Origin of the sequence: Mesobacillus sp. MER 48 (assembly GCF_023714225.1) — a bacterium.
GTDB classification, from domain to species: domain Bacteria; phylum Bacillota; class Bacilli; order Bacillales; family Cytobacillaceae; genus Mesobacillus; species Mesobacillus oceanisediminis_A.
This window is the reverse complement of record NZ_JAMAUR010000004.1, coordinates 135,459-159,246: the sequence shown is the minus strand read 5'-3', so window position 1 is coordinate 159,246 and position 23,788 is coordinate 135,459. Positions and strand designations below refer to the sequence as shown.

Annotated in this window: 19 protein-coding genes and 7 pseudogenes; 15 read left to right on the top strand and 11 right to left on the bottom strand. The window is 39.6% G+C overall.

The genetic code is table 11. From position 1 onward, the window contains the following. Positions 1 to 81 precede the first annotated feature (81 nt). The gene (locus tag M3593_RS15595) at positions 82 to 456 is read right to left on the bottom strand and encodes a DnaJ family domain-containing protein (RefSeq protein ID WP_251543993.1); all 375 of its coding nucleotides are present in this window, start codon (positions 454 to 456) and stop codon (positions 82 to 84) included. Between the two features lie 172 nt (positions 457 to 628). On the opposite strand from M3593_RS15595, the gene M3593_RS15590 reads away from it, so the two are divergent. Then, positions 629 to 2,440 carry a solute:sodium symporter family transporter gene (locus M3593_RS15590; protein WP_251543995.1) on the top strand — a complete coding sequence of 604 codons (1,812 nt, stop codon included), beginning with the start codon at positions 629 to 631 and terminating at the stop codon, positions 2,438 to 2,440. Positions 2,441 to 2,951: 511 nt separating this feature from the next. Here the strand turns inward: M3593_RS15590 and cydB are convergent. From cydB to M3593_RS15575, 3 genes are all read right to left on the bottom strand, one after another. Continuing rightward, positions 2,952 to 3,980, bottom strand: coding sequence for a cytochrome d ubiquinol oxidase subunit II (gene cydB, locus M3593_RS15585; protein ID WP_251543997.1), 1,029 nt, complete (start codon positions 3,978 to 3,980; stop codon positions 2,952 to 2,954). Continuing rightward, complete coding sequence (locus M3593_RS15580) at positions 3,970 to 5,322, bottom strand: cytochrome ubiquinol oxidase subunit I (RefSeq protein WP_144475212.1); 1,353 nt, start codon at positions 5,320 to 5,322, stop codon at positions 3,970 to 3,972. Before M3593_RS15580 ends, cydB begins: the two co-directional genes overlap by 11 nt. 179 nt (positions 5,323 to 5,501) lie before the next feature. Continuing rightward, positions 5,502 to 6,113 carry a peroxiredoxin gene (locus tag M3593_RS15575; protein ID WP_251543999.1) on the bottom strand — a complete coding sequence of 204 codons (612 nt, stop codon included), beginning with the start codon at positions 6,111 to 6,113 and terminating at the stop codon, positions 5,502 to 5,504. Between the two features lie 304 nt (positions 6,114 to 6,417). On the opposite strand from M3593_RS15575, the gene M3593_RS15570 reads away from it, so the two are divergent. Further along, a complete protein-coding gene (locus M3593_RS15570) occupies positions 6,418 to 6,582 on the top strand; it encodes a hypothetical protein (protein WP_186326657.1) in 165 nt (54 codons plus the stop codon). Between the two features lie 122 nt (positions 6,583 to 6,704). After that, complete coding sequence (locus tag M3593_RS15565; protein ID WP_251544001.1) at positions 6,705 to 7,022, top strand: YbjQ family protein; 318 nt, start codon at positions 6,705 to 6,707, stop codon at positions 7,020 to 7,022. A gap of 100 nt (positions 7,023 to 7,122) precedes the next feature. Here the strand turns inward: M3593_RS15565 and M3593_RS15560 are convergent, their stop codons facing one another. Beyond that, entirely contained in the window at positions 7,123 to 7,608 is a 486-nt protein-coding gene (locus M3593_RS15560) for a GNAT family N-acetyltransferase (RefSeq protein WP_251665124.1), read from the bottom strand. Then, positions 7,594 to 8,025 (bottom strand): annotated as a pseudogene (locus M3593_RS15555) (NUDIX hydrolase); the annotation flags it as partial. The gene M3593_RS15560 and the pseudogene M3593_RS15555, both read right to left, overlap by 15 nt. A 242-nt stretch (positions 8,026 to 8,267) precedes the next feature. Here M3593_RS15555 and M3593_RS15550 point away from each other — a divergent pair. Further along, a pseudogene (locus M3593_RS15550) lies at positions 8,268 to 9,203 on the top strand (DNA topoisomerase); the annotation flags it as partial. 83 nt (positions 9,204 to 9,286) lie between these two features. Here M3593_RS15550 and M3593_RS15545 read toward each other — a convergent pair. Together M3593_RS15545 and M3593_RS15540 are read right to left on the bottom strand one after the other, a co-directional pair. Further along, positions 9,287 to 10,239 (bottom strand): annotated as a pseudogene (locus M3593_RS15545) (Tn3 family transposase); the annotation flags it as partial. A gap of 369 nt (positions 10,240 to 10,608) precedes the next feature. Then, a pseudogene (locus M3593_RS15540) lies at positions 10,609 to 11,929 on the bottom strand (IS3 family transposase). Between the two features lie 72 nt (positions 11,930 to 12,001). Here M3593_RS15540 and M3593_RS15535 point away from each other — a divergent pair. The 10 genes from M3593_RS15535 (at position 12,002) to M3593_RS15490 (ending at position 19,568) form a co-directional block, all read left to right on the top strand. Further along, on the top strand, positions 12,002 to 12,394 hold the full coding sequence (locus M3593_RS15535) for a CBO0543 family protein (protein WP_251665123.1): 393 nt from the start codon (positions 12,002 to 12,004) through the stop codon (positions 12,392 to 12,394). Positions 12,395 to 13,638: 1,244 nt separating this feature from the next. After that, entirely contained in the window at positions 13,639 to 13,845 is a 207-nt protein-coding gene (locus tag M3593_RS15530) for a DUF1657 domain-containing protein (protein ID WP_251545039.1), read from the top strand. Between the two features lie 78 nt (positions 13,846 to 13,923). Next, the gene (locus M3593_RS15525) at positions 13,924 to 14,397 is read left to right on the top strand and encodes a YhcN/YlaJ family sporulation lipoprotein (protein WP_251545038.1); all 474 of its coding nucleotides are present in this window, start codon (positions 13,924 to 13,926) and stop codon (positions 14,395 to 14,397) included. Positions 14,398 to 14,413: 16 nt separating this feature from the next. Beyond that, positions 14,414 to 14,893 carry a stage V sporulation protein AC gene (spoVAC, locus tag M3593_RS15520; protein ID WP_251545037.1) on the top strand — a complete coding sequence of 160 codons (480 nt, stop codon included), beginning with the start codon at positions 14,414 to 14,416 and terminating at the stop codon, positions 14,891 to 14,893. Further along, positions 14,893 to 15,906, top strand: coding sequence for a stage V sporulation protein AD (gene spoVAD / locus M3593_RS15515; RefSeq protein ID WP_251545036.1), 1,014 nt, complete (start codon positions 14,893 to 14,895; stop codon positions 15,904 to 15,906). Before spoVAC ends, spoVAD begins: the two co-directional genes overlap by 1 nt. A 2-nt stretch (positions 15,907 to 15,908) precedes the next feature. After that, a complete protein-coding gene (gene spoVAE, locus M3593_RS15510; protein WP_251545034.1) occupies positions 15,909 to 16,259 on the top strand; it encodes a stage V sporulation protein AE in 351 nt (116 codons plus the stop codon). 13 nt (positions 16,260 to 16,272) lie between these two features. Continuing rightward, on the top strand, positions 16,273 to 16,479 hold the full coding sequence (locus tag M3593_RS15505) for a DUF1657 domain-containing protein (RefSeq protein WP_251545033.1): 207 nt from the start codon (positions 16,273 to 16,275) through the stop codon (positions 16,477 to 16,479). 23 nt (positions 16,480 to 16,502) lie between these two features. Further along, positions 16,503 to 17,363, top strand: coding sequence for a DUF421 domain-containing protein (locus M3593_RS15500; protein ID WP_251545032.1), 861 nt, complete (start codon positions 16,503 to 16,505; stop codon positions 17,361 to 17,363). 349 nt (positions 17,364 to 17,712) lie between these two features. Further along, positions 17,713 to 18,387 carry a DUF421 domain-containing protein gene (locus tag M3593_RS15495; RefSeq protein ID WP_251545031.1) on the top strand — a complete coding sequence of 225 codons (675 nt, stop codon included), beginning with the start codon at positions 17,713 to 17,715 and terminating at the stop codon, positions 18,385 to 18,387. Positions 18,388 to 18,983: 596 nt separating this feature from the next. Continuing rightward, complete coding sequence (locus M3593_RS15490) at positions 18,984 to 19,568, top strand: YitT family protein (protein WP_251545030.1); 585 nt, start codon at positions 18,984 to 18,986, stop codon at positions 19,566 to 19,568. A gap of 512 nt (positions 19,569 to 20,080) precedes the next feature. Here the strand turns inward: M3593_RS15490 and M3593_RS15485 are convergent. Beyond that, a pseudogene (locus M3593_RS15485) lies at positions 20,081 to 20,396 on the bottom strand (PepSY-associated TM helix domain-containing protein); the annotation flags it as partial. A 27-nt stretch (positions 20,397 to 20,423) separates the two neighbouring features. Between M3593_RS15485 and M3593_RS15480 the strand changes: the two are divergent. Then, positions 20,424 to 20,951, top strand: a complete 528-nt coding sequence (locus tag M3593_RS15480; protein ID WP_251545029.1) for a cupin domain-containing protein — start codon at positions 20,424 to 20,426, stop codon at positions 20,949 to 20,951. 280 nt (positions 20,952 to 21,231) lie between these two features. Here M3593_RS15480 and istB read toward each other — a convergent pair. Both istB and istA read right to left on the bottom strand, forming a co-directional pair. Then, positions 21,232 to 21,997: pseudogene (istB, locus tag M3593_RS15475) on the bottom strand (IS21-like element helper ATPase IstB). After that, a pseudogene (gene istA, locus M3593_RS15470) lies at positions 21,994 to 23,541 on the bottom strand (IS21 family transposase). The pseudogenes istB and istA overlap by 4 nt, the downstream one beginning before the upstream one ends. Positions 23,542 to 23,788 lie beyond the last annotated feature (247 nt).

Below are 23,788 nucleotides of genomic sequence, written 5' to 3'. Positions count from 1 at the left end.
CCTTACGGGTATCTTATCCTGCTGAAAAATTATCTCTAATAATAAGATGGCCAGGTTGGATTTCTCCACCTGGCCATTTCTTTATAATAGTTTCTTTTCAATTTTCCGTTCATAATTTTTAAAAATAGAGGAATTTGTCCTGGCACCCCTGCTGGACATGATTTTATTGTACTTAAGCAACTTGGCGCTGAGTTCCTGGTTCAGCCTGTTTTTCTCTTCGGGATTTTCACAAGTTCGGATCAAGTCCTCGATTGACATCACTTCCTGCCTGAGCCTCTGTTCTTCTGGTGAAAAACCAGCGTTTTTCAGCATCTTGTACGCCATTCTAAGGTGTTCCGGCACAGCTGACAAATCTTCCAGAATCAGCGGTTTTCCGTAGCCTGGCAGATTTTCAAACTCTCCATCTTTATAAGCACGCTTGATACGATCCTCAGAAACCACCATTGAAAAATCCATCTGAACCACTCCAGTCCATTAAATTCATCATAACTACTATTAGTATATAACTTTCATCCATTTTTTTCTAATTTAAATATTCGGAAATAATATTTTATCGCGTTAAAGGTTTAAAGATACAGCAAGCAGGCTATTAAATAGTAAAAAATTACACATCAAGGGGTGTCATTGAATGAATGTTGGGGGAATTGGATTCACTCTGGTTTCGGCTGCCTTTTTCATGGGTCTGGTAGCCTGGTATTCTTATATAAAAACGAAAGGGGAGGTCAGTGATTCCGCAGGTTACTTCCTCGCTGGACGCGGCCTGACAGGCGGTTTCATTGCCGGTTCCCTGCTGCTTACCAACCTGTCAGCTGAACAACTGGTCGGCTTGAATGGCCAGGCTTACCGCACCAATATGTCAAACATGGCCTGGGAGGTTACAGCTGCCTTCGCGATCATTATCATGGCCACCTACCTTCTGCCGAAATACCTCAGGGGCAACTTCACTACCCTTCCCGAGTTTTTGAGCAAGCGGTTTGATGAAGGCGTAAGACAATACACTGTCCTCCTGTTCATGCTCGGATACATACTCGTGACTGCACCTTCCATGCTTTATTCTGGTGCCCTGGCTGTGCTGCAGCTTTTCAACGTTCCTGAACTATTTGGCATTTCTTATGAAGCATCGGTTTGGATTGTCATCTGGATCATTGGCATCATCGGTGCCATCTATGCAATTTTCGGCGGACTGAAAGCAGTTGCAATTTCCGATACTTTAAATGGTATCGGCTTGATCATCATCGGGCTGCTTGTTCCGATCCTTGGTCTGATCGCATTGGGAGACGGCAGTATCGGCGATGGCATGAAGCAAATCGCTACGACCGACACTGAAAAAATGAACTCCATCGGAACAAAGCAGGATTCCGTTCCTTTTGGGACCATTTTTACCGGAATGATTTTTGCCAACCTATTCTACTGGGCTTCAAACCAGTATGTCATCCAAAGAACCCTTGGCGCAAAGAACCTTGCTGAGGGACAGAAAGGTGTATTAATCTCCGGGTTTTATAAGCTGCTTGTGCCACTTACAATGATGATTCCCGGTGTTATCGCTTTCCATATGTATGGAGGCGGCTTGAAATCGGTGGATCTCGCCTATCCGGCATTGATTTCCGATATCCTTCCGAAGTGGATGTCCGGCTTTTTCCTGGCCGTCCTCCTCGGAGCAGTCCTGAGCTCGTTCAACTCGTTACTGAACAGTGCTGCAACAATGTTCGCGCTCGATATCTATAAAGCGCGCTTTAATCGAGAAGCTGATGATGCAAAATTGATTTCCGTAAGCAAAATTTCCGGCACGCTTCTGGCAGTCATTTCATTATGTATTGCACCATTGTTAATGAACGCGCCTGAGGGCTTATGGGACCTGATCAGGAGATTCACAGGCTTTTTCAATATCCCGATCATCGCCATCCTGCTTGTCGGCATATTCTCAAAACGAATACCAGCACTGGCAGCAAAAGCTGTGATCATCTTCCATGTCATCACATACTATATGCTTGTCTGGGGAACCCAGCATCTGTTCGATTATGCAGTCCCAATCCACTTCATCCATATATACGCAATCCTGTTCGTGGCTGAAGTCGCCATCATGGTCGGGATTGGAATCTGGAAGCCAAGAGCGACACCATATACCTTCCGATCAGAAGCAGCTGTTGACATGGTTCCATGGAAATACACATTGCCAGTATCCATAATCCTGCTTGCATTCGTTGCCATCACCTATATTGTGTTCTCACCGATCGGATTAGCCTACGACGGCGGTTATGTATCCACAGCATTTTGGCCAGTCATCGCTGGTATCGTCATAGTCACAGCGATTCTATCCTATGCTGCCATAAAAAAATGGAACAGATCCTACGCCAGATACCTGAAAAAAGAAAATACGGTTATTGAAAGAAATATCAGCACCAATGCAAATTTAAAAACTACGGTTACGGACTTAACATAGAAATGTGACCTATTAGAGTGAATCTAATAGGTCTTATTTTTGCTGTATTGAACGCTCTGTTCATGTATATTTCATTGGATATTTTGAGGTGAGTCTTTCTCTGACATGTTCATGAACCCCCTTTTATTAGACATTTTGGAACGGAGCTTTGTTTGAAATGCCTAAGAAACTGCTTTTATTAGACATTTCGGAACGGAACTTGGTCTGAAATGTCCAGGAAACTGCTTTTCTTAGTCATTTTGGAACGGAACTTTGTTTGAACTGTCCAGGAAACTGCTTTTCTTAGACATTTCGGAACGGAACTTAGCTTGAAATGTCCAGGAAACTGCTTTTCTTAGACATTTTGGAACGGAGCTTTGTATGAACTGTCCAGGAAACTCCTTTTCTTAGTCATTTTGGAACGGAACTTTGTTTGAACTGTCCAGAAAACTCTTTAACCCGAATGCCCAAAGAATCCCTGCTTAAATCGCTCCTTCAAAAAGAAGGCGTCTGGTAACCCAGACGCCTTTTCTTATTGGTATCCTTTCGCATTCTCTTTTAAGATTTTGTCTTTGAACAATGTGTAACTCCATGATTGGTAGGCAAGGATGATTGGCACGAAGATGATTGCGACAATGAACATGATCGTCAGGTTGAGTTTGCTTCCGGCTGCGTCAAATAGGCTGACACTGTAGGTGCTGTTTATTCTTGATGGCAGCATGTTCGGGAACATCCCGATGAATCCGAACGCCATTTTTGTGAATATGGTTAAGCAGACTGAAGTGAACGCATAGCCGATTTTCTTTTTAAAGATAAAGTAAGCCGATGAAAGCATCGCGGCCAAGGCGAGAATTGGTACAATCCAGAGAACTGGATGCTCCGAGTAGTTATCCAGCAATGGAGTCCGGTTCACTGTTGCCAGGAAGAATAGTGACAGCATTGCTGGCGCCACTCCTGCCAACACACGCGAAATCCTGTAAGCCCGCACTGCCGTTTGTCCTGATGTTTTTAACTGGATCCATAATGACCCGGATAACAGGAACAGCGAAACAAACAGTAATCCACCCAAAATCCCGTATCCATTAAGAAGGCTGAACAAATTCCCTTCGTAGCCATTTGCCCCGATCATCAGGCCGCGATACAAATTGGCGAAAGTCACACCAAACAAGAAGGCAATCAGGAAGCTTCCGGCAAAAAAGCCCCATTTGCAGGCAGCCTGCCAGATTGGGTTGTCATCCTTATGCATGAATTCGAGCCCGACGGCCCTTATGAACAGGGCAATCAAGACGAGAAATAACGGTGTGTATAAAAAGCTGAACATGTCAGCATAGACGGATGGGAATGCGGCGAAGGTCGCACCTCCGGCTGTAATCAGCCAGACCTCGTTCCCGCCCCAGAACGGTCCGACTGCTTCCTGTAGCTGGTTTCTTTCCTGGCGGTTTTTAGCTGTGAAGGGCAATAGCATCCCTGTTCCGAGCGTGTATCCATCAAGGATGAAATAAACGGTCCAGATCAAGCCCCAAAGACCAAACCAAATAATCGCGAGTGTATCATGAGACATGCTTCACGCCTCCTTCAAGACCATATTGGGCCTCTGATTCCGGCCCTTTTTTCGCATACTTTATGATCAAATAGACATCTGCAATCAGGAGAACCGTGTAAAAAATGACGAGCGCTGCCAGTGAGAAGACCACTTGTGATACAGCAATCGGAGACACACCCTCTGTTGTCTTCATCAATCCATAAACCACCCACGGCTGCCGTCCCGCCTCTGCCACCATCCACCCAGCGTTAATTGCAAGGTATGGAAGGAGCACGGAGTAAAGGACGAGTTTCAAATATCGAGGGGAGCTCTCGAGCTTATTTTTCCGGTGCAAATACAATCCATACCATGATACAGCCAGGAAAAAGACGCCGAGCGCGACCATCACCCTGAAGGCGTAAAATACCAATTCAACATTCGGCCGTTCATCCTTCGCTATATCATTCAGGCCCGTTACCTCGCCATCGAAGGAATTCGTGTAAAAAAAGCTGCCAAGTTTAGGAATGCTGATTGCTTCAAACGCATTCCGCTCATTTTCCTGGTCAGGAATCTGTATAAGATGGAAAGGCATGTCCTTCTGGGTTTCCCAGACTGCTTCCATCGCCGCTCCTTTAGCCGGCTGCATCTTTGCCGCGAATACCCCGGATTGGTGGCCGATGAATGGAGTCAGCGTGGCAGAGAACAGTGCCATTGCCAGCCCGTATTTGAAAGACTTTTTATAGAACCCTGTTTCATTTTTCCTCAGTAAATGATAGGCACTGATGGCCATCATGAAAAACGCGCCAACGATATAGGCACTGACGACTGTATGTACGAACATATACCATGCATAAGGATTGGTAACGAGCTCCGTAAAGCTGTTCAGCTCTACACGGCCATTTTTCAGGACATAGCCTACAGGATTTTGCATGAACCCATTGGCAGTGATGATCCATAGTGCAGAGATATTCGTGCCGAGCGCAACCATCCAGATTGAGATAGCCCGCATTTTTGGCGAAAACTTGTCCTTGCCGAACAGCCAGATGCCCATGAAGGTCGATTCAAGAAAAAAAGCGGCCAGTGCTTCAATCGCGAGCGGCGAACCGAAAATGTCCCCCATATACTTCGAATACTCGGACCAGTTCGTCCCAAATTGGAACTCCATTGTAATGCCGGTGATGACTCCAAGAACAAAGTTGATCGCAAACAGCTTTCCCCAGTAATCCGCCATCCGTTTATACGTCTGGTCAAGGGTGCGAGCATACTTGGTCTCCATGATGGCTACAAGAATGACCAGTCCAAGCGTCAGCGGTACAAACAAGAAATGATAAAACACGGTGACAGCAAACTGAATCCGGCTTAATATCAGGACCTCATCCATTTTGATTCCTCCAAAATTCATTAGTTTGTGAAAAGATTAACATAGTCGTAATTCTATTTTAAAAAAACTTTGTGAGTGATATCGAAGATTTTTGTAGATATTTTGTGACATCTTTCCTATATTTTGTGATGCGCGTCACAGACATAAAAAACAGGCCCTGTATTAAGGACCTGCACTCATTAAATATTTCCGATATTCGAGGGATTTGTACTGACTCCAGGCTGCCCGGGCACCCAGTTCGCCGGTACGCCTTTCCCTGTTTGCTTCGCATATTCCAGTGCCTGGAGAATTCTCAGATGTTCCGGGAGATTCCTCCCCACGTTTCTTGGATAAGTCAACTTGGCTCTGATAATGCCTTCGGGATCGATAAAAACTGAAGTCCTGAAGCAGGCACCTGTCGTTTCATCCAGCACCCTGTAGGCACGGCTGATGACCTGTGTCCTGTCACTGACCATCGGGAACGTCACATTTTTCAGTAATGGTGAAGTTTCTTTAAAGACGCGATGGCTGTAAACACTGTCCGTGCTGATGGACATCAGTTCTGCACCAATCGACTTTATATATGGATAAATAGCGGCGACCGCCGCCAGCTCTGTCGGTCAGACAAAAGTGAAATCGCTCGGATAGAAAAATAAAATGACCCAATTCCCACGATAATCCTCCAGATTGATTTTCTTGATATCACCATTGATCAAGGCATCTGCCGTAAATAATGGTGCCTGGTCGTCACGGTTTGCACAAAAAACAGTCGGGCATTCCACTAAATCTTTGGCATACACTTTTTCATCCATTCCAGCGCCCTCCTTTCATAAAATTTGTATCTATACAATCATATGCCGTTCATTTTTTATAAGGCTCTTTTCTCAAACTTTATTGCTATTGACTACATATTGGGATTGAATGAGCTAGTTTTCTACACAAAATTAAAGCTTGTTATGAGAAAAGAGCTTGCACACTTAAAAACGAACTGCAAAATGGCTTTATAGCACGTTAAAATCGGCTTTAGGATTTTAACATAAATCTTTACGAAAACAGCCTCTATATTTCAGGTTCCCTCAGGAAAAACTACATGAGACAAGAAAGGAGGGTTCACGAATGGGCAGAGGAAAAGAATTCAACCATAAGAAAAAAGGCCATCCAGGAGACTTGCCTGCAGATGCACTGAAAGCAAAACGTCCTGAAACCGAAGCACAGGAAGACGAGGAATTCCTGGTTGTCCAGGAAGCTTTCAAAAATCGGATTGAGGAAGATGAAGTATAAGTTATTCCTGAACCTGGCCAATAGCCGGGTTCTTTTTGTGAAACTTTTTCCACCGAACATCGTATAGTTATCCATACACAATCTTTTCACAGTCAGCACATAAAATTCGGGGAGGAATAAACATGATCGTAAGCACTACATCGACACTGCAAGGCAAGGAAGTTGAACAATACATGGGGGTTGTTTCTGGAGAAGCGATAATGGGCGCGAATGTCGTGCGCGACTTTTTGGCAAGTGTCACCGATGTGATCGGCGGCAGGAGTTCTGCATATGAGAACAAACTGGCGGAAGGCCGTGAGATCGCGCTTCGCGAAATGGAGGACAAAGCACGCCGCCTGGGAGCAAATGCCGTTATCGGTGTAGACCTTGATTTTGAGACCTTGCGTGAAGGCATAATGATGTGCATCGCAACAGGGACAGCCGTCAGGATTAAGGAATAAGGTTGTTGGGCTTCGTTTTCCGGAACCATTGTTTAAAATAAGGTATAAGGTTTATGTACTTCACTTCAGATAAAGGACCAGGCACACTGCCTGGTCCTTTTTATGATTCTTTTTTAAAATTAGCGATTACCAGTCCATTTCCGACTACTGAGTCATGTTGGCGCACAAAGCCCAGTTTTTCATAAAGCTTGATAGCAGGCGTATTGGCGGCCCCGGTGGAGACAATGATTTCCTGGCGGTCCTGGCGCTCAATCTCGGCCAACAGCTTCCCGGCAATTCCCCTGCGGAAATAGTCAGGGTGGACCATCATCCGATGAATATCCAGCACCTTCCCTTCCTTCTTAAAGGAAACTGCCCCTGCCAGCAGACCTTCAATATAATAACCCATAAAAGTTTCACCGCAATTCTGCAGCTGTTCGAATGTTTCTTTTAACGGTGGGATTTCCTCCGTGCCAATCAGTTCCGCTTCAATTCTGTACGACTTTTTCTGAAGATCAAGAACTTCAGCAGCTGCTATGACATGATTCAGTTCAATTTCCCTGATGACTGGCAGGATTCCATAGTCCTTGATTTTGTTTATTATCAATTCCGGCCTCCCCTGGAGTGAAGGCAGATTGTCCAAGGCAAAAAAGCGCAGCTCCTTGCTTTCGCCATCGAGCATCTGCAGCTCTCCGCCCCAATCAGTACAGGCATACAAGGCAATCGCATTATAAATTTCATCGCCATTCGGATATTGAAAGTAATATTCCTCACCAGCGATAACATCCAAAAACTTCAATGAATTCAGGCGCAGCCCCGTTTCCTCATACAGTTCTCTGCGAGCAGTATCTTCAAAACTCTCGCCAGGTTCCATCGCACCCCCTGGAATTCCCCACCTGCCCGTATCAGCCCGAAGCTGCAGCAATACTTCATACTCCCTATTAAAAACAAGTACCGCAGAACCTGCAAGGATGAATGGCCGGCTGCCGATCAAAGCGCGGATTTCTTTTATATAATCGCTCATGGTTCCCTCCATTACAAAAAATCGCTTTTTTCTATTATACTAAGAAAAGCGGAAGCGCCTCGCTCAGCCCGGACAAGCGCTGGAGGGCCTGGCAGTGAAGTCGCTCTTTGACTTCATTGACAGGACCGAAGCGACTCGAGGGGCTAGGCGCTGTAGCTGGACAATTCTCAAAGTTGAGATCATCTAAAATGATATTATAAGTAAAGCATAAGCAAAACTGTTTTGTTTTGAAAGGAGCAATCATGAAATCATTAGTCCTTGCAGAAAAACCAAGTGTTGCCCGCGAACTGGCGCGTGTGCTTGGCTGCAATAAAACGCATAAAAGTTATTTTGAAGGAAATCAATACATCGTCACCTGGGCACTTGGCCACTTGATCGAATTGAAGATGCCGGAGAACTATGATCCGAAGTATAAAGTCTGGAAGCTTGAAGAACTCCCAATCATCCCTGAAAAAATGGGGCTGAAGGTCATCAAGCAGACGAGCCACCAATTCAAGGCGATTGAACATCTTGCTGAGCGCAAGGATGTAGGTGAATTCATCATCGCGACCGATGCCGGGCGTGAAGGTGAGCTTGTCGCAAGATGGATCCTTCAGCGCATCAACTGGCGCAAGCCGATCAAGCGTTTGTGGATCTCGTCCCAGACAGACCGCGCCATAAAGGAAGGTTTTAAAAACCTGAAGCCTGGCAAGCAGTATGAAGATCTGTACGAGTCGGCTGTCTGCCGTGCCGAGGCTGACTGGCTAATCGGCTTGAATGTCTCCAGGGCTTTAACAACCAAATATAAGGATCCATTATCTGCAGGGCGGGTCCAGACTCCAACACTCGCAATGGTCCTTGAACGCGAGGATGAAATCAATAAATTCGTTCCGAAGGATTACTGGACCATCCAGGCAAAGGTTGGATCTCTAAATGCTGAGTGGGACCATAAAGGCGAAAAGCGTATTTTTTCACAGAAAAAAGCAGACCAAATTCAAAAGAAGCTATCCAATAAGAAAGCAGCGTTGAAGTCACTCGATCGCAAACAGAAATTCGAACCGCAGCCGCTGCCATATGACCTGACAGAATTACAGCGTGACGCCAATAAACGCTTCGGCTTCTCGGCAAAGAAAACATCCAATGTGCTTCAGGGTTTGTATGAGCAGCACAAGCTCGTCACCTATCCGCGAACAGTATCTACAAGAAAGGAGGTGTGCATAAATTATTAATCTTAAAACCATATTAATTTAACAATCCATTTTCTGTTTATAAAGTGTGCATAATATTTTTGTGTACATAAATATAACGAAACGCGGAAATATACGTTATTCATATTCTCTTTCGTTTGATTCCATGTATCTACCGAAAACAAATATTCCTCAAAATCTTTATATTGTTTACTACTCACAATGAAATACACCACCAACACGAACGTGTTCTCTTTGTTCCGTTAAGACTGCCCTTTCGTAATAATGACGATTGATTGTACCGTCATCCTCATATAAGTGCTTTTTCTTACGCTTCGAAATACAATCCACAAGTGATTCATCGGAACTTTTCCCTTGCCGGATTCATTCATTTCTCGGATAATCTCTACCTCCTGTAAAAGTGGTTAATTTGCCTTTGTAGAATGAAATTCCAATATCCTTAATAGCGTCGGGGTATATTTTCCAAGTGAATAAAATCGTTTTTATAGTAAATCTAAATAATCATAGTCGACAGAACCGTGCAAGCTCCTGTACTACCTCCACCGACGAGACAATAGAATTCCATTCGATATCGGATTCTAAAGTCTCAAAAACGTATAATTTCTCCTATTTTGCTTTGATTAAGGCTTGTCCGATGTCGGAAAGTGTATAACTTTCTCATTCAGCTTTTTACCGTTTTGTTTCTGAATTTCCTCTTGAGCTTTACGGCCTTTTGATAACAACTAAGTATTTGTCTGTCATGAATTTCAAAAACTTTATCAGTTAACTCCTGAGTAAGATGTAATAAATAGACGGTTAATATCGAATATCGTTTATTTTCTTGAAAGTCAAGAAATGCATAAAGCTCATATCTTGAACCTAAACGAGATAGCTGTAACAGGCGATTGCGATGCAAATGACTAATTTTTACCGTCTCTAATTCTATTCCCCGTATGTATTCGAGTCGTTCTATTATTTTTAGAAATGTTTCGGGTGAAGGATGACCCGGTGGTTCCTTTAACCAACCTAATATCGTTTTATTGGACCTTTCTTTTTCCTCACGTTCCTGATTTTGTTACATTTTCAATCGGATGGGTGCCTCTTTTAAGGGTAGAGTTCCGAAAATGCAAACATGTATTATTAAGATGGATTTAGTCATACTGAGAATAATAATGAAAAAGGGGCATTTTAGGAAATGCATGGTGGAGTTAAAGAGTTGAACAATTATATCGGCAAACACATGAGGCAAATACAGAACTACAAACGTTATGGATAGAACATGTACTGTTCACGTGGCAATGGTGGGTTGGGGTAGGATTGACCATTATTCCTTGGATTTTATGGGGGATATTTAGAAAAAAAAGAGTACATGCGTTTCTGAACTGTGCCCCCGTTTACGGACAGTTTAAAAAAGCGCCTATGAGGCTAATAAGTGGCCCCGGTATTGTACCGGGGTCATTTTATTTAATCCCCATTGATAACGGTGATGATTATATTCTTCGATTACTCGATCTACTTATTTCTTTACATCCTTCAAATTATCAAGTGATTTATACTCTGCTAAATCTTTAAAATGTCCAAAGAAACTCTCCATTGGTGCGTTATCCCAACAGTTTCCCTTTCGGGTCATTGATTGAGTTAAGCCAAGCTTTTTCACTTTGCTTTGGAATAGAGGATGCGTATAGTGCATACCTTGGTCAGAATGTAACATGGCTTCTGGATGAAAATGATTGCCAACAGCTGCCTCCAACTTTTTCAATGTCTTATAGACGATGTCCATCTCTAATGACGTGGACAGGTGATACGCAATAATTTCCCTTGTAGCTCCGTCCTTTACGCAGGATAAATATGCTTTTTGCCCCTTTCCATAATAAAGATAAGTAATGTCAGTAAGCAGGACTTTCCCAGGTTCCTCCTGATTGAATTTACGGTTTAGAAGGTTAGGGCAGGTTCGATGTTCCTGGGTTGCCTTGGCCATCTTACGATAAGGATTGGCTTTCCTTACTTTTGTTTCAAGATTATATTTTGCCATCAAACGCCTTATCTTCTTGTAGTTCATTACTGCTGAATAATCATTCTCCATGATCATTTTAATCTGGAGGGCACCTACTTTTTCTTTTTTGCTTATGAATATTTCTTGGATTAACTCTATATCCAATTCATCCGCTCGTCACGTTGAGCCCGTAAAAGTGCAGCCTTCAACCAATCTCGGCTGACACCTGCCAGTTTACACAGGTAGGAAACAGCTTTCTTTAACTGATGTATTCTTATCGTTTTCTCAATCAGAGAAAACTTCTCAGCTTCCGTTAAAATCGTTTCTTCTTCAACACCTGCCTTTCTAATTCTTCCAGCTTTTTTAGGAAGTCATTCTCTGCCTCAAGGAATTTAATTCTTGCCTCAGCTTTCCTTAATTTCTCTTCTACGGAAAGATGCCTTGAAGAAGGGCGTCCAGTACTCCCTTTGCCTCTACGTTCCGTAAGGAAACCTTCCTCTCCAAACCTTTCATAAGAATCCCTCCAACGCTTAAGACAACGTTTGGGTTGTTCCTTACCGATCATGTCTAGGTCAAAGCCTTGTTCAATAAAGATTTGCGATGGTGTTTTTCCACTTTTGTAATCCGTAACTGCTTTTAGCTTAAACTCAGGACTATAGGAGATTGACCTTTCAGAAGCGCTCAAAACATTAGGATTCTTCTCAAGCTCTTTAATTTGGAATTCATTATAGATATTCTTACTCATAATAATCCTCCGCCCACTTTCATTAAATCTATTGAAACACAAAAAAACCCGGATAGGGGCACTTTTTTATCAGTGTCCGCTATCCGGGGTATAGTTCATTCTTTAACCGCTGGATTTTTTATTATGTTTATTTCTAATTTTTTAGATTCACTGGGAGTTCAACTCGGTTTTTGGTACTACCAATATGCAGTTGTACCATTTATTCCTGCTTCAATGCCTTGGAACACTTCACTTTTACCTGTATTTGTTATGTTTTTACTTCAATATAAAAATATATCTAGCCCTTATATAAAGGCAATTATTTTTGCTACCATTAGTGCTTTTGTTGGTGAACCTTTCGCGGTTTGGATAAAATTATATAATCCTGTAAATTGGAAATATCTTTATTCTTTTCCTATCTACATTATTTTATATTTAATATCTCATTACTATTCGAGAATATCATTTCAAAAAAATATTGAGTAACCTAAAAATGAAGGATTGAGAGTGAATTCTATTATTATCAGTTAATTAAGAAGGACAGGAGTCGCTTAAAGGGAAGAAGTTTTTGATTTTAAATATAAAAAATGAATATAAATCACCAGTTGCATTTAATATGGTCCGTTACGATGTGTGGTTTCGGGTACTTTTTAAGCTGTCAATATATTTTTTGTACGACATCTTCAATGATGGTATTCATTACCAAACATATCATCTAGGTGTGATAAGAGCCATAATTGAACATTTGATTAAAACACAATTTTAAAAACCTATCGAAAAAAGAAACTTGCTTACAGTAAATCTTTGGTGCAAAGTTTGCCAATTCCTTCTTTATCATACCTTCTTATGAGTATTATAAACACGTTTTCCCTGTATTCTTATGTAGAGAAATTGACTCTTTTTAGTTTGAAACAATTATGTATCCAATTTTTTTATCAATTCTATTCCAGAAAGCATACTAATATTTACTTTCTGTTTTTTGTTGTCTTGCCTTCCAGAATATAAAAATAATTATTCCCTTTCACATCTCCGACTTTTAATTTGACAATGTCACCTACCTGTAATTCTGTATTAATCCCCATCAAATATAGCAATACATCTCTTTCGCCCAATCTCGGATTTTTGGTTGTTCCTTTTGTCTCCCAGTTTAATCCCAAGTTTTATTTCTTGAATGTCCTTTTTTGTTTTTAACGGTTGAACGTTGATAAGGCTTTTCTTTTTTTTGTTTTGTTGTCATTTTTTCACCTTCTAAAATGTATGAAAAATTTGATGTTTAATAACAAAACAGTTCCTTTATATGTAGTAGACAAACCCTTGATACGGCGATAAATGCATGCGTTTATCTTTGTAATTACATTTTCAATGTTAAATAATATAAGTTACCCACAAATAGGATGATTAAGAGGGAAAAATCCTTGAAACTTTGGGATAATATCCGAAAAATGGGAAAAATATTCTAGTCCTTTCAGGAAATACAATCATCTTATTTTATAAAGGTAGGGGTGTAAAAGAAATTGAAATTGAGAAAAGAAAAAATGAAAAGTTATAAGGCCTATTGCTGTCAACGAGAAATAGAAGAAATGATGGGGATATGGAAAAGGGGTTATTATCGGAAAAATGGAGCTATACGTCAAAAATAATTTAGATTTAAATTTCCCAAAAATCACTGAATAAAAAATTCTCCATAAAGCAATATAAAAGAGTAAAAAAAATTCAAGGAGGAAATTATCATGACAGTAATTGCTCAAGTTAAACAAACATTAGCAGGATTAAAAAGTGCACAAGCAAGCTTTGAAACGTTTGCTCTTGGTACTGACAACCAACAAGCACAGCAAATTTACCAAGACGCTGCTAAACAAACCCAGTCTGTTATCGACAGTTTAGAACCACGTATCCAACAAATCGAACAAGAAGAACCTCAATACAAACAACAATAATTAGAAGTTAAAAAAGGTTGGTTGAGAGGCCAACCTTTTTTAAGTCCTTAAACAAAGGTCAAGCATGGAGATGATTTCATGAAAAACAAAAAAACTAAAGTAAAAATCTTTCTTTCATTCTTAGTAGTAATAGGGATTGGAACAGGATGTCACAACAATCAAAATCAATTGGATGAAAACCATAAGGATTTAAACATTTCACAAGTACATACAAATAAGCCCATTGATCAGTCTATTGCCAATAATGCGAAAGAAAAGATTATTATCAAAGAAGAAATTTCAGATGTAAAGGCAGTAAATACGGATAAAGAGCTGTTTACAGCAATAAAAGTTGATAACTTTAATCGTTTTCGGTTAAAGAAAATTGAAAAAGAAGTAAAATCTGTAATAGAAAAAATGTATCCAAATCTTAAAGTCATTGTATCCTCTGATAAAAAAATGTTTTGGGAACTTGAAAAATTAGAACAAAAGCTACAAAAGGATAACGCAAATATGAAAGACTTAAAAAAAGATTTCAACAACATAAAAAAGCTCATGAAGGAACAAACATAAGAGGAAGGTTAGGTCTATGGCAAACAATAAAAAGAAACAATTAACGCCTGTTCAACAGGAATATCAAACCATTCAAAAAAATCGGGAAAGAAAAAGGCCAGTCATCCAAAATTGCGTTAAGGCGTTTTTTACAGGCGGTCTTATTTGCCTTATTGGCCAGCTTATTCAAGACTTTTATATTTATTATTTTGATTTTACAGATCAAACAGCTGGAAATCCAACAGTGGGGACTTTAATTTTTATCGCTATGCTTCTTACAGGTTTTGGAGTATATGATCGAATTGCCCAATTTGGAGGGGCTGGGTCAGCCGTGCCCGTTACTGGATTTGGCAATGCCGTCATATCAGCTGCCATTGAACATCGAACTGAAGGATTTGTGCTGGGTGTAGGTGGCAATATATTTAAATTAGCAGGTTCAGTCATAGTATTTGGTGTTTTTTCAGCATTTGTTATTGCTCTAATAAAGACCATATTAATAAGATGGGGTGGTTTGTAATGTTAGCTGGCCATCGTACATGGATTTTCGAACAAAAACCTGTCATTATTTCTACTGGCACGGTTGGTGGGCCATTTGAAGCAAATGGGGCCATCCCAGAGGATTTCGATCTCCTTCATGCGGATTTATGGATCGGACAGGATTCTTATGAAAAGGCACATAAAATCCTTTTTGAAGAGGCTTGTCATAAAGCAATGGAAAAAGGGGGAATCCAAAAGGATGAAGTGCAATTTATCTTTGCAGGTGATCTAATCAATCAAATTACTCCAACAAGTTTTGCTAGTAGGACCATTGGAGCACCATATTTTGGTTTGTTCGGCGCCTGTTCTACTTCTATGGAAGGGTTAGCTTTAAGTGCCTATATCGTCAATACTAAAGGAGCTAAATATATTTTAACGGGTGCGTCAAGTCATGACACAGCAGTTGAAAAACAATTCCGTTATCCAACAGAATATGGTGGGCAAAAACCCCCTACCGCTCAATGGACGGTTACTGGTGCTGGTGCAGCTTTATTAAGTGATTCCGGAGAGGGGCCTCGCGTAACTTCTGCCACAATAGGCCGAGTAATTGATATGGGGCTAACCGATCCATTCAATATGGGGGGAGCTATGGCACCAGCTGCCGTTGATACCATCGAAGCGCATTTAAAGGAAAGAAATATTGAACCATCTTATTACGATTTAATTGTTACTGGAGATCTTGGTCAAATAGGGCAGGAGGTTTCAATGGATCTATTTAAAAAGCATGGAACCCCTATCAGTAAAGAACAGTATCAGGATTGCGGCCTTATGATTTATCGGGAGGGACAACCCGTTCTCGCGGGGGCAAGTGGCGCAGGATGTTCAGCAACAGTGGTGTACGGCCATTTATTAAACCGAATGAAAAAAGGCGAATTTAAACGAATGTTAGTTGTAGCCACGGGTGCTTTACTATCGCCGTTGTCCTTTCAGCAAAACGAAACGATTCCTTGTATTGCCCATGCAGTTTCAATTGAATATGGAGGTGAACAATAAACATGATTTATTTTTGGGCATTTGTTGTAGGTGGTTTAATTTGTGTGATTGGTCAAATTATGTTTGATGTATTTAAATTGACACCCGGACATACTTTAAGTGCTCTTGTAGTCATTGGTGCCCTTCTAGATGGGTTTGGATTATATGAACCATTGATTGATTTTGCCGGTGCGGGAGCAACAGTTCCTATTACAAGCTTTGGAAATTCTCTTGTACATGGCGCTATGCAAGAGGCTGATAAACACGGCCTAGTGGGAGTGCTAACAGGTATGTTCGAGGTAACAAGCTCTGGTATTTCCGCATCCATTGTATTTGGTATGTTAGGTGCTATAATTTTCAAACCAAAAGGATAAAGGAGACTTATAAATGACAATCGCATCAGATCTAAAACAGTCGCTTGCCAGCCTTAAAAGCATGGAAGCAGCTTTATCTACTATAGCGCTCCGTACTGAGAATATTGAATCAAAACGAACATTGCATGAAACAATGATGGTTGTACATGAGGTGGTAACTGAATTAAAAAATCGAGTTGGTGAATTAGAGCGAGAAGAATTCCAGTATAAAGGTTTCTAATTTTAACAGGAGGTGTAAAAGCAATGCCTGGATGGTTAGATATTGCGGTACGATCAATTATTTTTGTCGTTGTTCTGTTTTTGATTACAAAATGGTTAGGAAAGAAGCAAATTTCTGAATTATCATTTTTTGAATATGTTAACGGTATCACCATTGGTAGCATTGGCGCAGAAGTTGCCATGGGACTTGAGCGAAACATTTTTCACGGAATCATTGGAATTGTCGTCTTTGCAGCAATCCCCTTTTTAGCTGGTTTGCTTTCCTTAAAAAATAAAAAGTTTCGAGATTTAGTCGAAGGGAAAGGGTCTGTATTTATTAAAGATGGTAAAATTATGGAAGATAATCTCAAGAAAGAAAGATATACAACAGATGAGTTATTAGAATTGCTTCGAAGAAAAGACGTTTTTCAAGTAGCTGATGTTGAGTTTGCAGTGTTGGAGCCAACTGGGGATCTATCCGTGATGTTAAAAAAAGAGAATCAGCCTTTAACAGCAAAAGATTTAAATTTGATCGTTCCTTCTGTCAAGGAGCCTCAAACCGTCATTATGGATGGTGAAGTCATGGATGAGCCACTTGCCACCATTGGTCGAAGTCGGGATTGGTTACACACTGAATTAGAAAAACTAGGGGTTACAATTGAAAATGTATTCCTAGGACAGGTCAATTCTTATGGAGAATTAACAGTTGATTTATTTGACGATAAACTCCAAGTTGCATCCCCTCAAGAAAGGCCGTTAATCCTTTCCACCCTGAAAAAATGCCAGGCGGATTTAGAACTGTTTGCTTTAGGAACGGAATCAACGGAAGCTAAGCAAATGTACACTAAAAATAGTGAAAAACTACAAGAAGCCATTGATAAAGTGTCGTCTATATTAAAAGGATAATGTTTATTCCGCTTATTTTTATTTATCTTGTGGCGCATGACAAAAAAGTGGCATTAGTATCTGTGTTTTGCAAAAAAAGTGCAGAGTTCCGCAAAGACAAATTTTTTTTTACACGGAGAGGTGGCATACTCATCTCCATAGCATAGATAAGCCTTGAGGCTGCTGACTTCTTGGCTAAAGGGGCGTGACTATAGAGCTTCGTTTCAAGTTGTAATACTCTGTATGCGTAATTACAACTTTGTGTACTTTTTCTCTGTAAAATACAGCATCCTCTTAAATCGAATCTTTAGTTAAGAAATAAAAAATTCGTCGAATTTAGACTAAGATAAGTTTTTGTGAGGTGTGAGAAGTGTCTATTTTTTTAGTTAAATTAATTTTTTTATATATTGCGTTTATTGCGGCAGTAAAAATTTTAGGAAAATCAGCACTAGCACAACTTACGCCTCACGATTTTGGAGCGATTCTTTTTTTATCTTATTTAGCTTTTGGATCCATTAAAGTAAATGGAGTGACAGAGGGGATTATTGGCATCATTGTTATAACATGCGTTCATCTAGTCATATCAAAATTAAGTTTATTAAACTGGCTAAATCCTTTTATTATAGGAAAACCGACTATTCTAATTAAACACGGTAAAATAGTATTTAGAAACTTAAGGAAAAGTAGATATCCTTTATCTGAGCTGTTGTCAAATTTAAGAACATCAGGTTATCCGGATATTCGGGATATTGAATACGTAATTTTGGAAGCAACTGGTGAACTTAGTGTTTTGCCGAAGAAAGAGTTAGCTCCTATTACTCCAAAAGATTTACATATGAAAGTGGAATACTATGGATTACCCATAGCTGTTGTAATTGAGGGAAAAGTACAAAAACGCAATTTAAAATTAATCAACAGGAATGAAGAGTGGCTAAATAAAGAACTAAAAAGAAAGGGATATGATCGAATCAATAATATTTTCTACGCTTCGGTTAGAGAAGCTGATCATTCATTAATTGTTAACACATATGAAGTAAACGAATAGGTGTAAATTGGTTTTTAGCTTATAACGTAACACTAGAAGAGTGAGTTACTGCTTAAATACTCGATGAAGGGATAACAAATTAGAACAACATTGTTTTGAATATTTGGTGAAAAACTTATTGACTTTTGCAAAAAACATAAATACATTGTTAGTCAGTTCAAATATTCTTAAGATAAATATTAAATATACATCATTATTCAATTTCTAATGAATCAATAATATTGAATAATGTTAGTAGATAAGGGCCTTTGTCGGTATTTCCTGAAGTTTGCCATTTTTTGTCGCACTGTACGAATTGAAAGAGCCGTCAGCTTTATTGACTAGATTATATTAGTCAATAAAGCTGATGGAGTTGAAAAGGAAAAAGTTATTTGTTCCTCTTTGCTTGGCTGCCAGAAATCAAAAAAACTTTTGGACATTACATCACTTTTCAATTCAACTTTATGAAGAAAAGTATCCATAGACTTTAAAAATTTTTTTATAGAAAATCCCTATTTAGGTAAAATCCCACTCACCCATTGTCTCTGCCTAACATCTATACCCTATTCTTAATTTCAAGATTGCTACATATTATTAGATTAAAAATAAGGGATAAGGTGATCGTTATTTTTCAGAAATTAATAGCTATTTTTATTGGCAGTTTGTTATTAGGAATTGGAGTAAATGCGTTTTTAATTCCTAATCATTTAATAGATGGTGGAATTCTTGGGATTGCTTTATTGCTTCATTACTATTTTGATTTGTCAACAGGAATAACCTTGATTGGATTAAGTATCCCTATTTGTATAATTTCCTCAATAAATAACAGAGAATACTTTTTTAGTAATTTGCAAGGCTTGTTGGTCTCCTCTTTATTTATTGATTTGCTTGCTCCTCTTCGTTCTCAATTTTTCATTTCCGACCTTTCAAGTGCACTAATCGGAGGTACAATAATCGGAACAGGTGTTGGGCTAATGCTTCGATATAAGACAAGCACTGGAGGAACTGATCTACTTGCCAAAATTATTTCTCAAACTTTTTCCATAAATATAGCACTTATAATAATACTCATTGATGGAATCATTGTATTAGCAGGATTTACTGTACTGAAAGTAGATAACTTTCTTTATTCATGTGTAGCTATCTCAACTGTCGGTCTAACAACCTTCTTAATTGAAGGGATTCACAAGAACACCATTTGAAAAAGGTCTATAGGTGATAAACCAAATAAGAAAATTTACAGGGAAAATGCCTATACATAGGACAATAGTGGAACATATTATAGTTTAGGTTTTTCGAAAAGATGAAATTAAGGGGTTGTTTTTTTGAAAAGGAACATGAATATGTGTATTTCCTGTGGGATTTTTTCTGAAAAAAGTCGACTTTCAGTGTCACCTATAAGTCCACTTCACTTTAACAGAAGGTACTGTCCTGAATGTTATCCTAAAGTCTTAGAAGAATACACCAGAGTTTATTGGGGTAATACCTGTATCGCTAATACTCCTCCTTAAATTAGGTGTTTTTGACACCCTTAAAATTCCGAAAGTGGATGGTATTGCCTGTCCAGAACTAGTCGACTATAAATGTCCATATATAATTCAAAACATTTCGACCTTTATTTTGGAGAAAGGGAAAGACGTCCCACATAATGTATAACTTTAACCAACAGTTATACAGGAGACTTCATATGGTTATTGTAGCCTTCTTTTCAGTTTGGAATGTTTACAGTATAACTTGGATGTATACCCTCACGATTCGCTATTGCAACCACATCATCAATTGACAGTGGAATAAAACCTTGAATTTCTGACTTAGGTATATCTAAATTTTCAACTGCCCAAGGGAAATCTGCTATATCTTTTGTTTTAATTGTGGATGTTGGAACACTTCCTGACCATATAGAAGGTGGATATCCTGCGCCAGAATTGGTTGCATTGGAAATTGTTTCTCCAAAAATCTGACAAATGTAAACCTGTCATAATTAAAAATAACATTCCTTCTGTTATCTAAAAGGCAGGTACTGCATGTAAGATAAATCTGTGAAGGGAAAGAGCAATATGTATTCACATCCTTATTACGTCAACATACCAATGTATATCTATGGAAGACAGCCTGTGTACCGCGCTTTTACTGATGAGATAGAGTACGGTTATTTGCATTCATTAAATGAGGAAAGCAGCATTGAATTAAAAGATTATGGAAAAGAACCATTTGTAGTGAATATTGACGAGGCTACTAAGCAAAACCGTACATTTCGAACAGCCTTATGGACAGGAAGTAATTTGCAAGTTACTGTGATGAGTATCAATGTTGGGGAAGACATCGGTTTAGAAGTTCATCCTACAGTTGATCAATTCTTACGTATTGAAGAGGGGCAAGGAATCGTTCAAATGGGTGATACTAAAGATAATTTATATTTTCAAGAAAGAGTTTATGATGATTATGCAATCATGGTACCTGCTGGTAAATGGCACAATCTAACCAATACGGGGGATAAACCACTTAAACTTTATACTATCTATGCCCCGCCTGAGCATCCATTTGGTACTGTTCATGAAACGAAAGCAGACGCAATGACTTCTTAAGAAAACCATGACTAATAGTTAAATATTTGAAATGAAATATCAAAAGTATTATGCATTTGCTAGTCCTTAAAAATTCATCAATCTTCAACAATTGGGCGCATTTCTGGAATATGAATTGGGCTCTTTCTTTGTGTATCGGGCCAAGTTGTTGAGTAAAAGTATAGCCAAATTGGGAACTTAATTTGATGATTAAGATAAGAATATGTATGGACATTATTTCTTGTTTGAACATTATGTGTAGACGTCAAGTCGAATTTTACACTTTTTGCTCATTTCCTTTTTACACTTCTGCTGAAAATATGCTTTTCCGATTTCTCATACGATGACTTTCCTCATCCTCTCTTCCATGAATGACTTCCACATGATGAAGTAACCGATCCAAAATGGCCGTAGTAATGCCTTGATCTCCAATTAAATTGCCCCATTCATCCGGACTTTTATTTGAGGTCAGAACGATCGAACTTCGAATCGTATAAATGGTTAATTAAATGAAAGAATAGGTTCGCCTCTCTCTGATCCATCGCCATATACATCAAATCATCGATAATTACTAGATCAGCACTTCTGAGCCGTTTGAGTTGTACCTTTGATTTGTTCAGATATTCTTCCGTCTTTAAGAGCTGGACAAGTTCACCCATCGTGACGAAGTAAACATTGAATCCTCTGTGAACGGCTTCGAGCCCCAATCCAATCGCGATATATGTTTTACCAATGCCGGGTGGACCTAGCAGTATTAAGTTGTACTGCTGCTCCAGCCAGCTTAACTCTCTGAGTTGGGTTAACTGACGGGCAGTCAGAACGTTTTGCCCTTCCAGTTCAAACTCATCTAATGGCTTCACGAAAGGGAAGCGTGCCCATTTCATTCTTTTTTCTAGACTTTTCGCTTCACGTTTTGCTAATTCATATCGCGTAATAGACTCCAAAAACTCCAAGTATGTCCATGAAGCCTTTTCAGCTTCGCGAAGAAGCTGTGGTAACTCCTCCGCGGTTTCTGCTAATCGTAACTGACGAAATTGATCCTGCAGTTCATTCACTGTTCTATTCATCGTACGCGACCTCCTAAAATTCTAGTATAGGTATTTAGGGATCGAGTAGAGGCCTTGATATCGGAATGTTTTGCTGGTTTGGCATAATGGGATTCTATCTCCTTTACTGGCTGATGATTCGATGTATGAAGGTGATGTGCAATATCACGAAAATCGTTGGCACTATACAGTCTTTCTGTCATACACTTGGTCATAACGGTATCAATAAACTCTGGATACTTTTGAATCATCTGGTGAATGATGTCGAACTGATCCCGTCGATACCTCGGGTATCTTTTACTGATCTCATCAAAATATACAGCTGCCTGTTTCTGATCTTTAAAAGAGAAAATCAAACGTTGTTTAAACTCTTCAACTCCTTTTGAGCGATCACGTGTATGATTGCGATTTTGAATTAGCTTTCCTTTCTCTATGCTGATACCATGCTCGGCGATGATTTCACCTTCTGCCTGTTTCCGAATTACAAGCGTTTGTTGTTCTCCACCTTTAACTTCAATTAAAACTAGACTTTCAGAGTTTGTTTGATAGGTCCCAAGTGGGACGGAATAACGGTTTGACTTATAACGGATCGTGTTGTCCTTACTTACACTTCTTGTTATACTTTGATTATTGGTACTTTCATATGAAAGTAATGAAGAGACTGGCTGTAAGTGTTGCTTTTCGAGGAGAAACACTTCTGCTGGTCTTTTTTTCGTTGTTTGATGAACCTGATGGTTCCCGGTACGCTGGAGCCATTGTAATGCCCGTTGATTCCAATCCTCTATGTCGCTAAACACTCGACTGTCTGCGAAATTACCTTTTATGTACTTCACCACATTTTCAATCATGCCCTTAGATTCCGGGTCAGCTCTCCTGCAGAGGTGAACTTTAAACTAACGTTCATTCACATAACTTTGAAACTCAGCTGTTAAAAGCAACTGTCCTGCATTCTCACTGACTGCGATTAAGTGATCCTGATCATATACGATTTCTTCCGTGCGTCCTCCATAAAATTGAAATGCATTTTCATGACACCGGATTGCATCTCTAGTAGTGAAAGGGCGTATCTGCCATTCCATATATTTCTGCCTTGAGTGAACCATGACAAACGCAATGAAATACAGCTTAATCTCCTTGTTGTCAGTAGTCTTCTGCTTTGTTTCACCCCAATCTACCTGAAGCTGTTTACCCATTGGTTGTTCAGGAACTGCTTCGTATTGACGAACAATCACTCTCTTCTCTATCTGATAGATTTCCCTGACTTCTTTTACATAAGTTCTCACAGTACTTCCACCGACCTCCAGATCGGGGTATCTCTCAAGGAGCCAGTCATGGATTTGTGCACCACTCAGGTGCGGGTACTCTTCTAACCAGGCAAGTATCCAGTCTTTATAGCCGTCTAATTTCCTTTTCTTGCCATGAAGTTGTTCAGTGAAAGCTTTTGCTTCATCCAATGTCATATCCAAATATTTATAGACAGTTGGCCTCGAGATCTTAAGCTCCTTAGCGATTTTTGTTACTTTAAATTTTCGTTTATGTAATTCCTGTATCTTTACATACAACACTAATTTCTCCTCCAAAATCCTAACCTCCAGTAAAATAACGTCGCAAACTATTTTACTAAAGTTTTAGGCTGATAGAGCAAAAGTGTAAAATCTAACCAAGCGAAAACTGTCAATTTTATTCTAGCGTTTACATTATGGTGTATCTTAGTTTGTGATCTCGTTCACCTTATTGTTGTTGGTCTTATATGGCTACGTATTTTTACGGAAGTGACCGACAACTATTTGAGTATTGTTTATATTACCTTTT

Excerpts from the sequence above, each read along its gene's own strand:
- M3593_RS15595 (WP_251543993.1), bottom strand. The coding sequence starts at position 456 with ATGGATTTTTCAATGGTGGTTTCTGAGGATCGTATCAAGCGTGCTTAT.
- M3593_RS15590 (WP_251543995.1), top strand. The coding sequence starts at position 629 with ATGAATGTTGGGGGAATTGGATTCACTCTGGTTTCGGCTGCCTTTTTC.
- cydB (WP_251543997.1), bottom strand. The coding sequence starts at position 3,980 with ATGTCTCATGATACACTCGCGATTATTTGGTTTGGTCTTTGGGGCTTG.
- M3593_RS15580 (WP_144475212.1), bottom strand. The coding sequence starts at position 5,322 with ATGGATGAGGTCCTGATATTAAGCCGGATTCAGTTTGCTGTCACCGTG.
- M3593_RS15570 (WP_186326657.1), top strand. The coding sequence starts at position 6,418 with ATGGGCAGAGGAAAAGAATTCAACCATAAGAAAAAAGGCCATCCAGGA.
- M3593_RS15565 (WP_251544001.1), top strand. The coding sequence starts at position 6,705 with ATGATCGTAAGCACTACATCGACACTGCAAGGCAAGGAAGTTGAACAA.
- M3593_RS15530 (WP_251545039.1), top strand. The coding sequence starts at position 13,639 with ATGACAGTAATTGCTCAAGTTAAACAAACATTAGCAGGATTAAAAAGT.
- M3593_RS15525 (WP_251545038.1), top strand. The coding sequence starts at position 13,924 with ATGAAAAACAAAAAAACTAAAGTAAAAATCTTTCTTTCATTCTTAGTA.
- spoVAC (WP_251545037.1), top strand. The coding sequence starts at position 14,414 with ATGGCAAACAATAAAAAGAAACAATTAACGCCTGTTCAACAGGAATAT.
- spoVAD (WP_251545036.1), top strand. The coding sequence starts at position 14,893 with ATGTTAGCTGGCCATCGTACATGGATTTTCGAACAAAAACCTGTCATT.
- spoVAE (WP_251545034.1), top strand. The coding sequence starts at position 15,909 with ATGATTTATTTTTGGGCATTTGTTGTAGGTGGTTTAATTTGTGTGATT.
- M3593_RS15505 (WP_251545033.1), top strand. The coding sequence starts at position 16,273 with ATGACAATCGCATCAGATCTAAAACAGTCGCTTGCCAGCCTTAAAAGC.
- M3593_RS15500 (WP_251545032.1), top strand. The coding sequence starts at position 16,503 with ATGCCTGGATGGTTAGATATTGCGGTACGATCAATTATTTTTGTCGTT.
- M3593_RS15480 (WP_251545029.1), top strand. The coding sequence starts at position 20,424 with ATGTATTCACATCCTTATTACGTCAACATACCAATGTATATCTATGGA.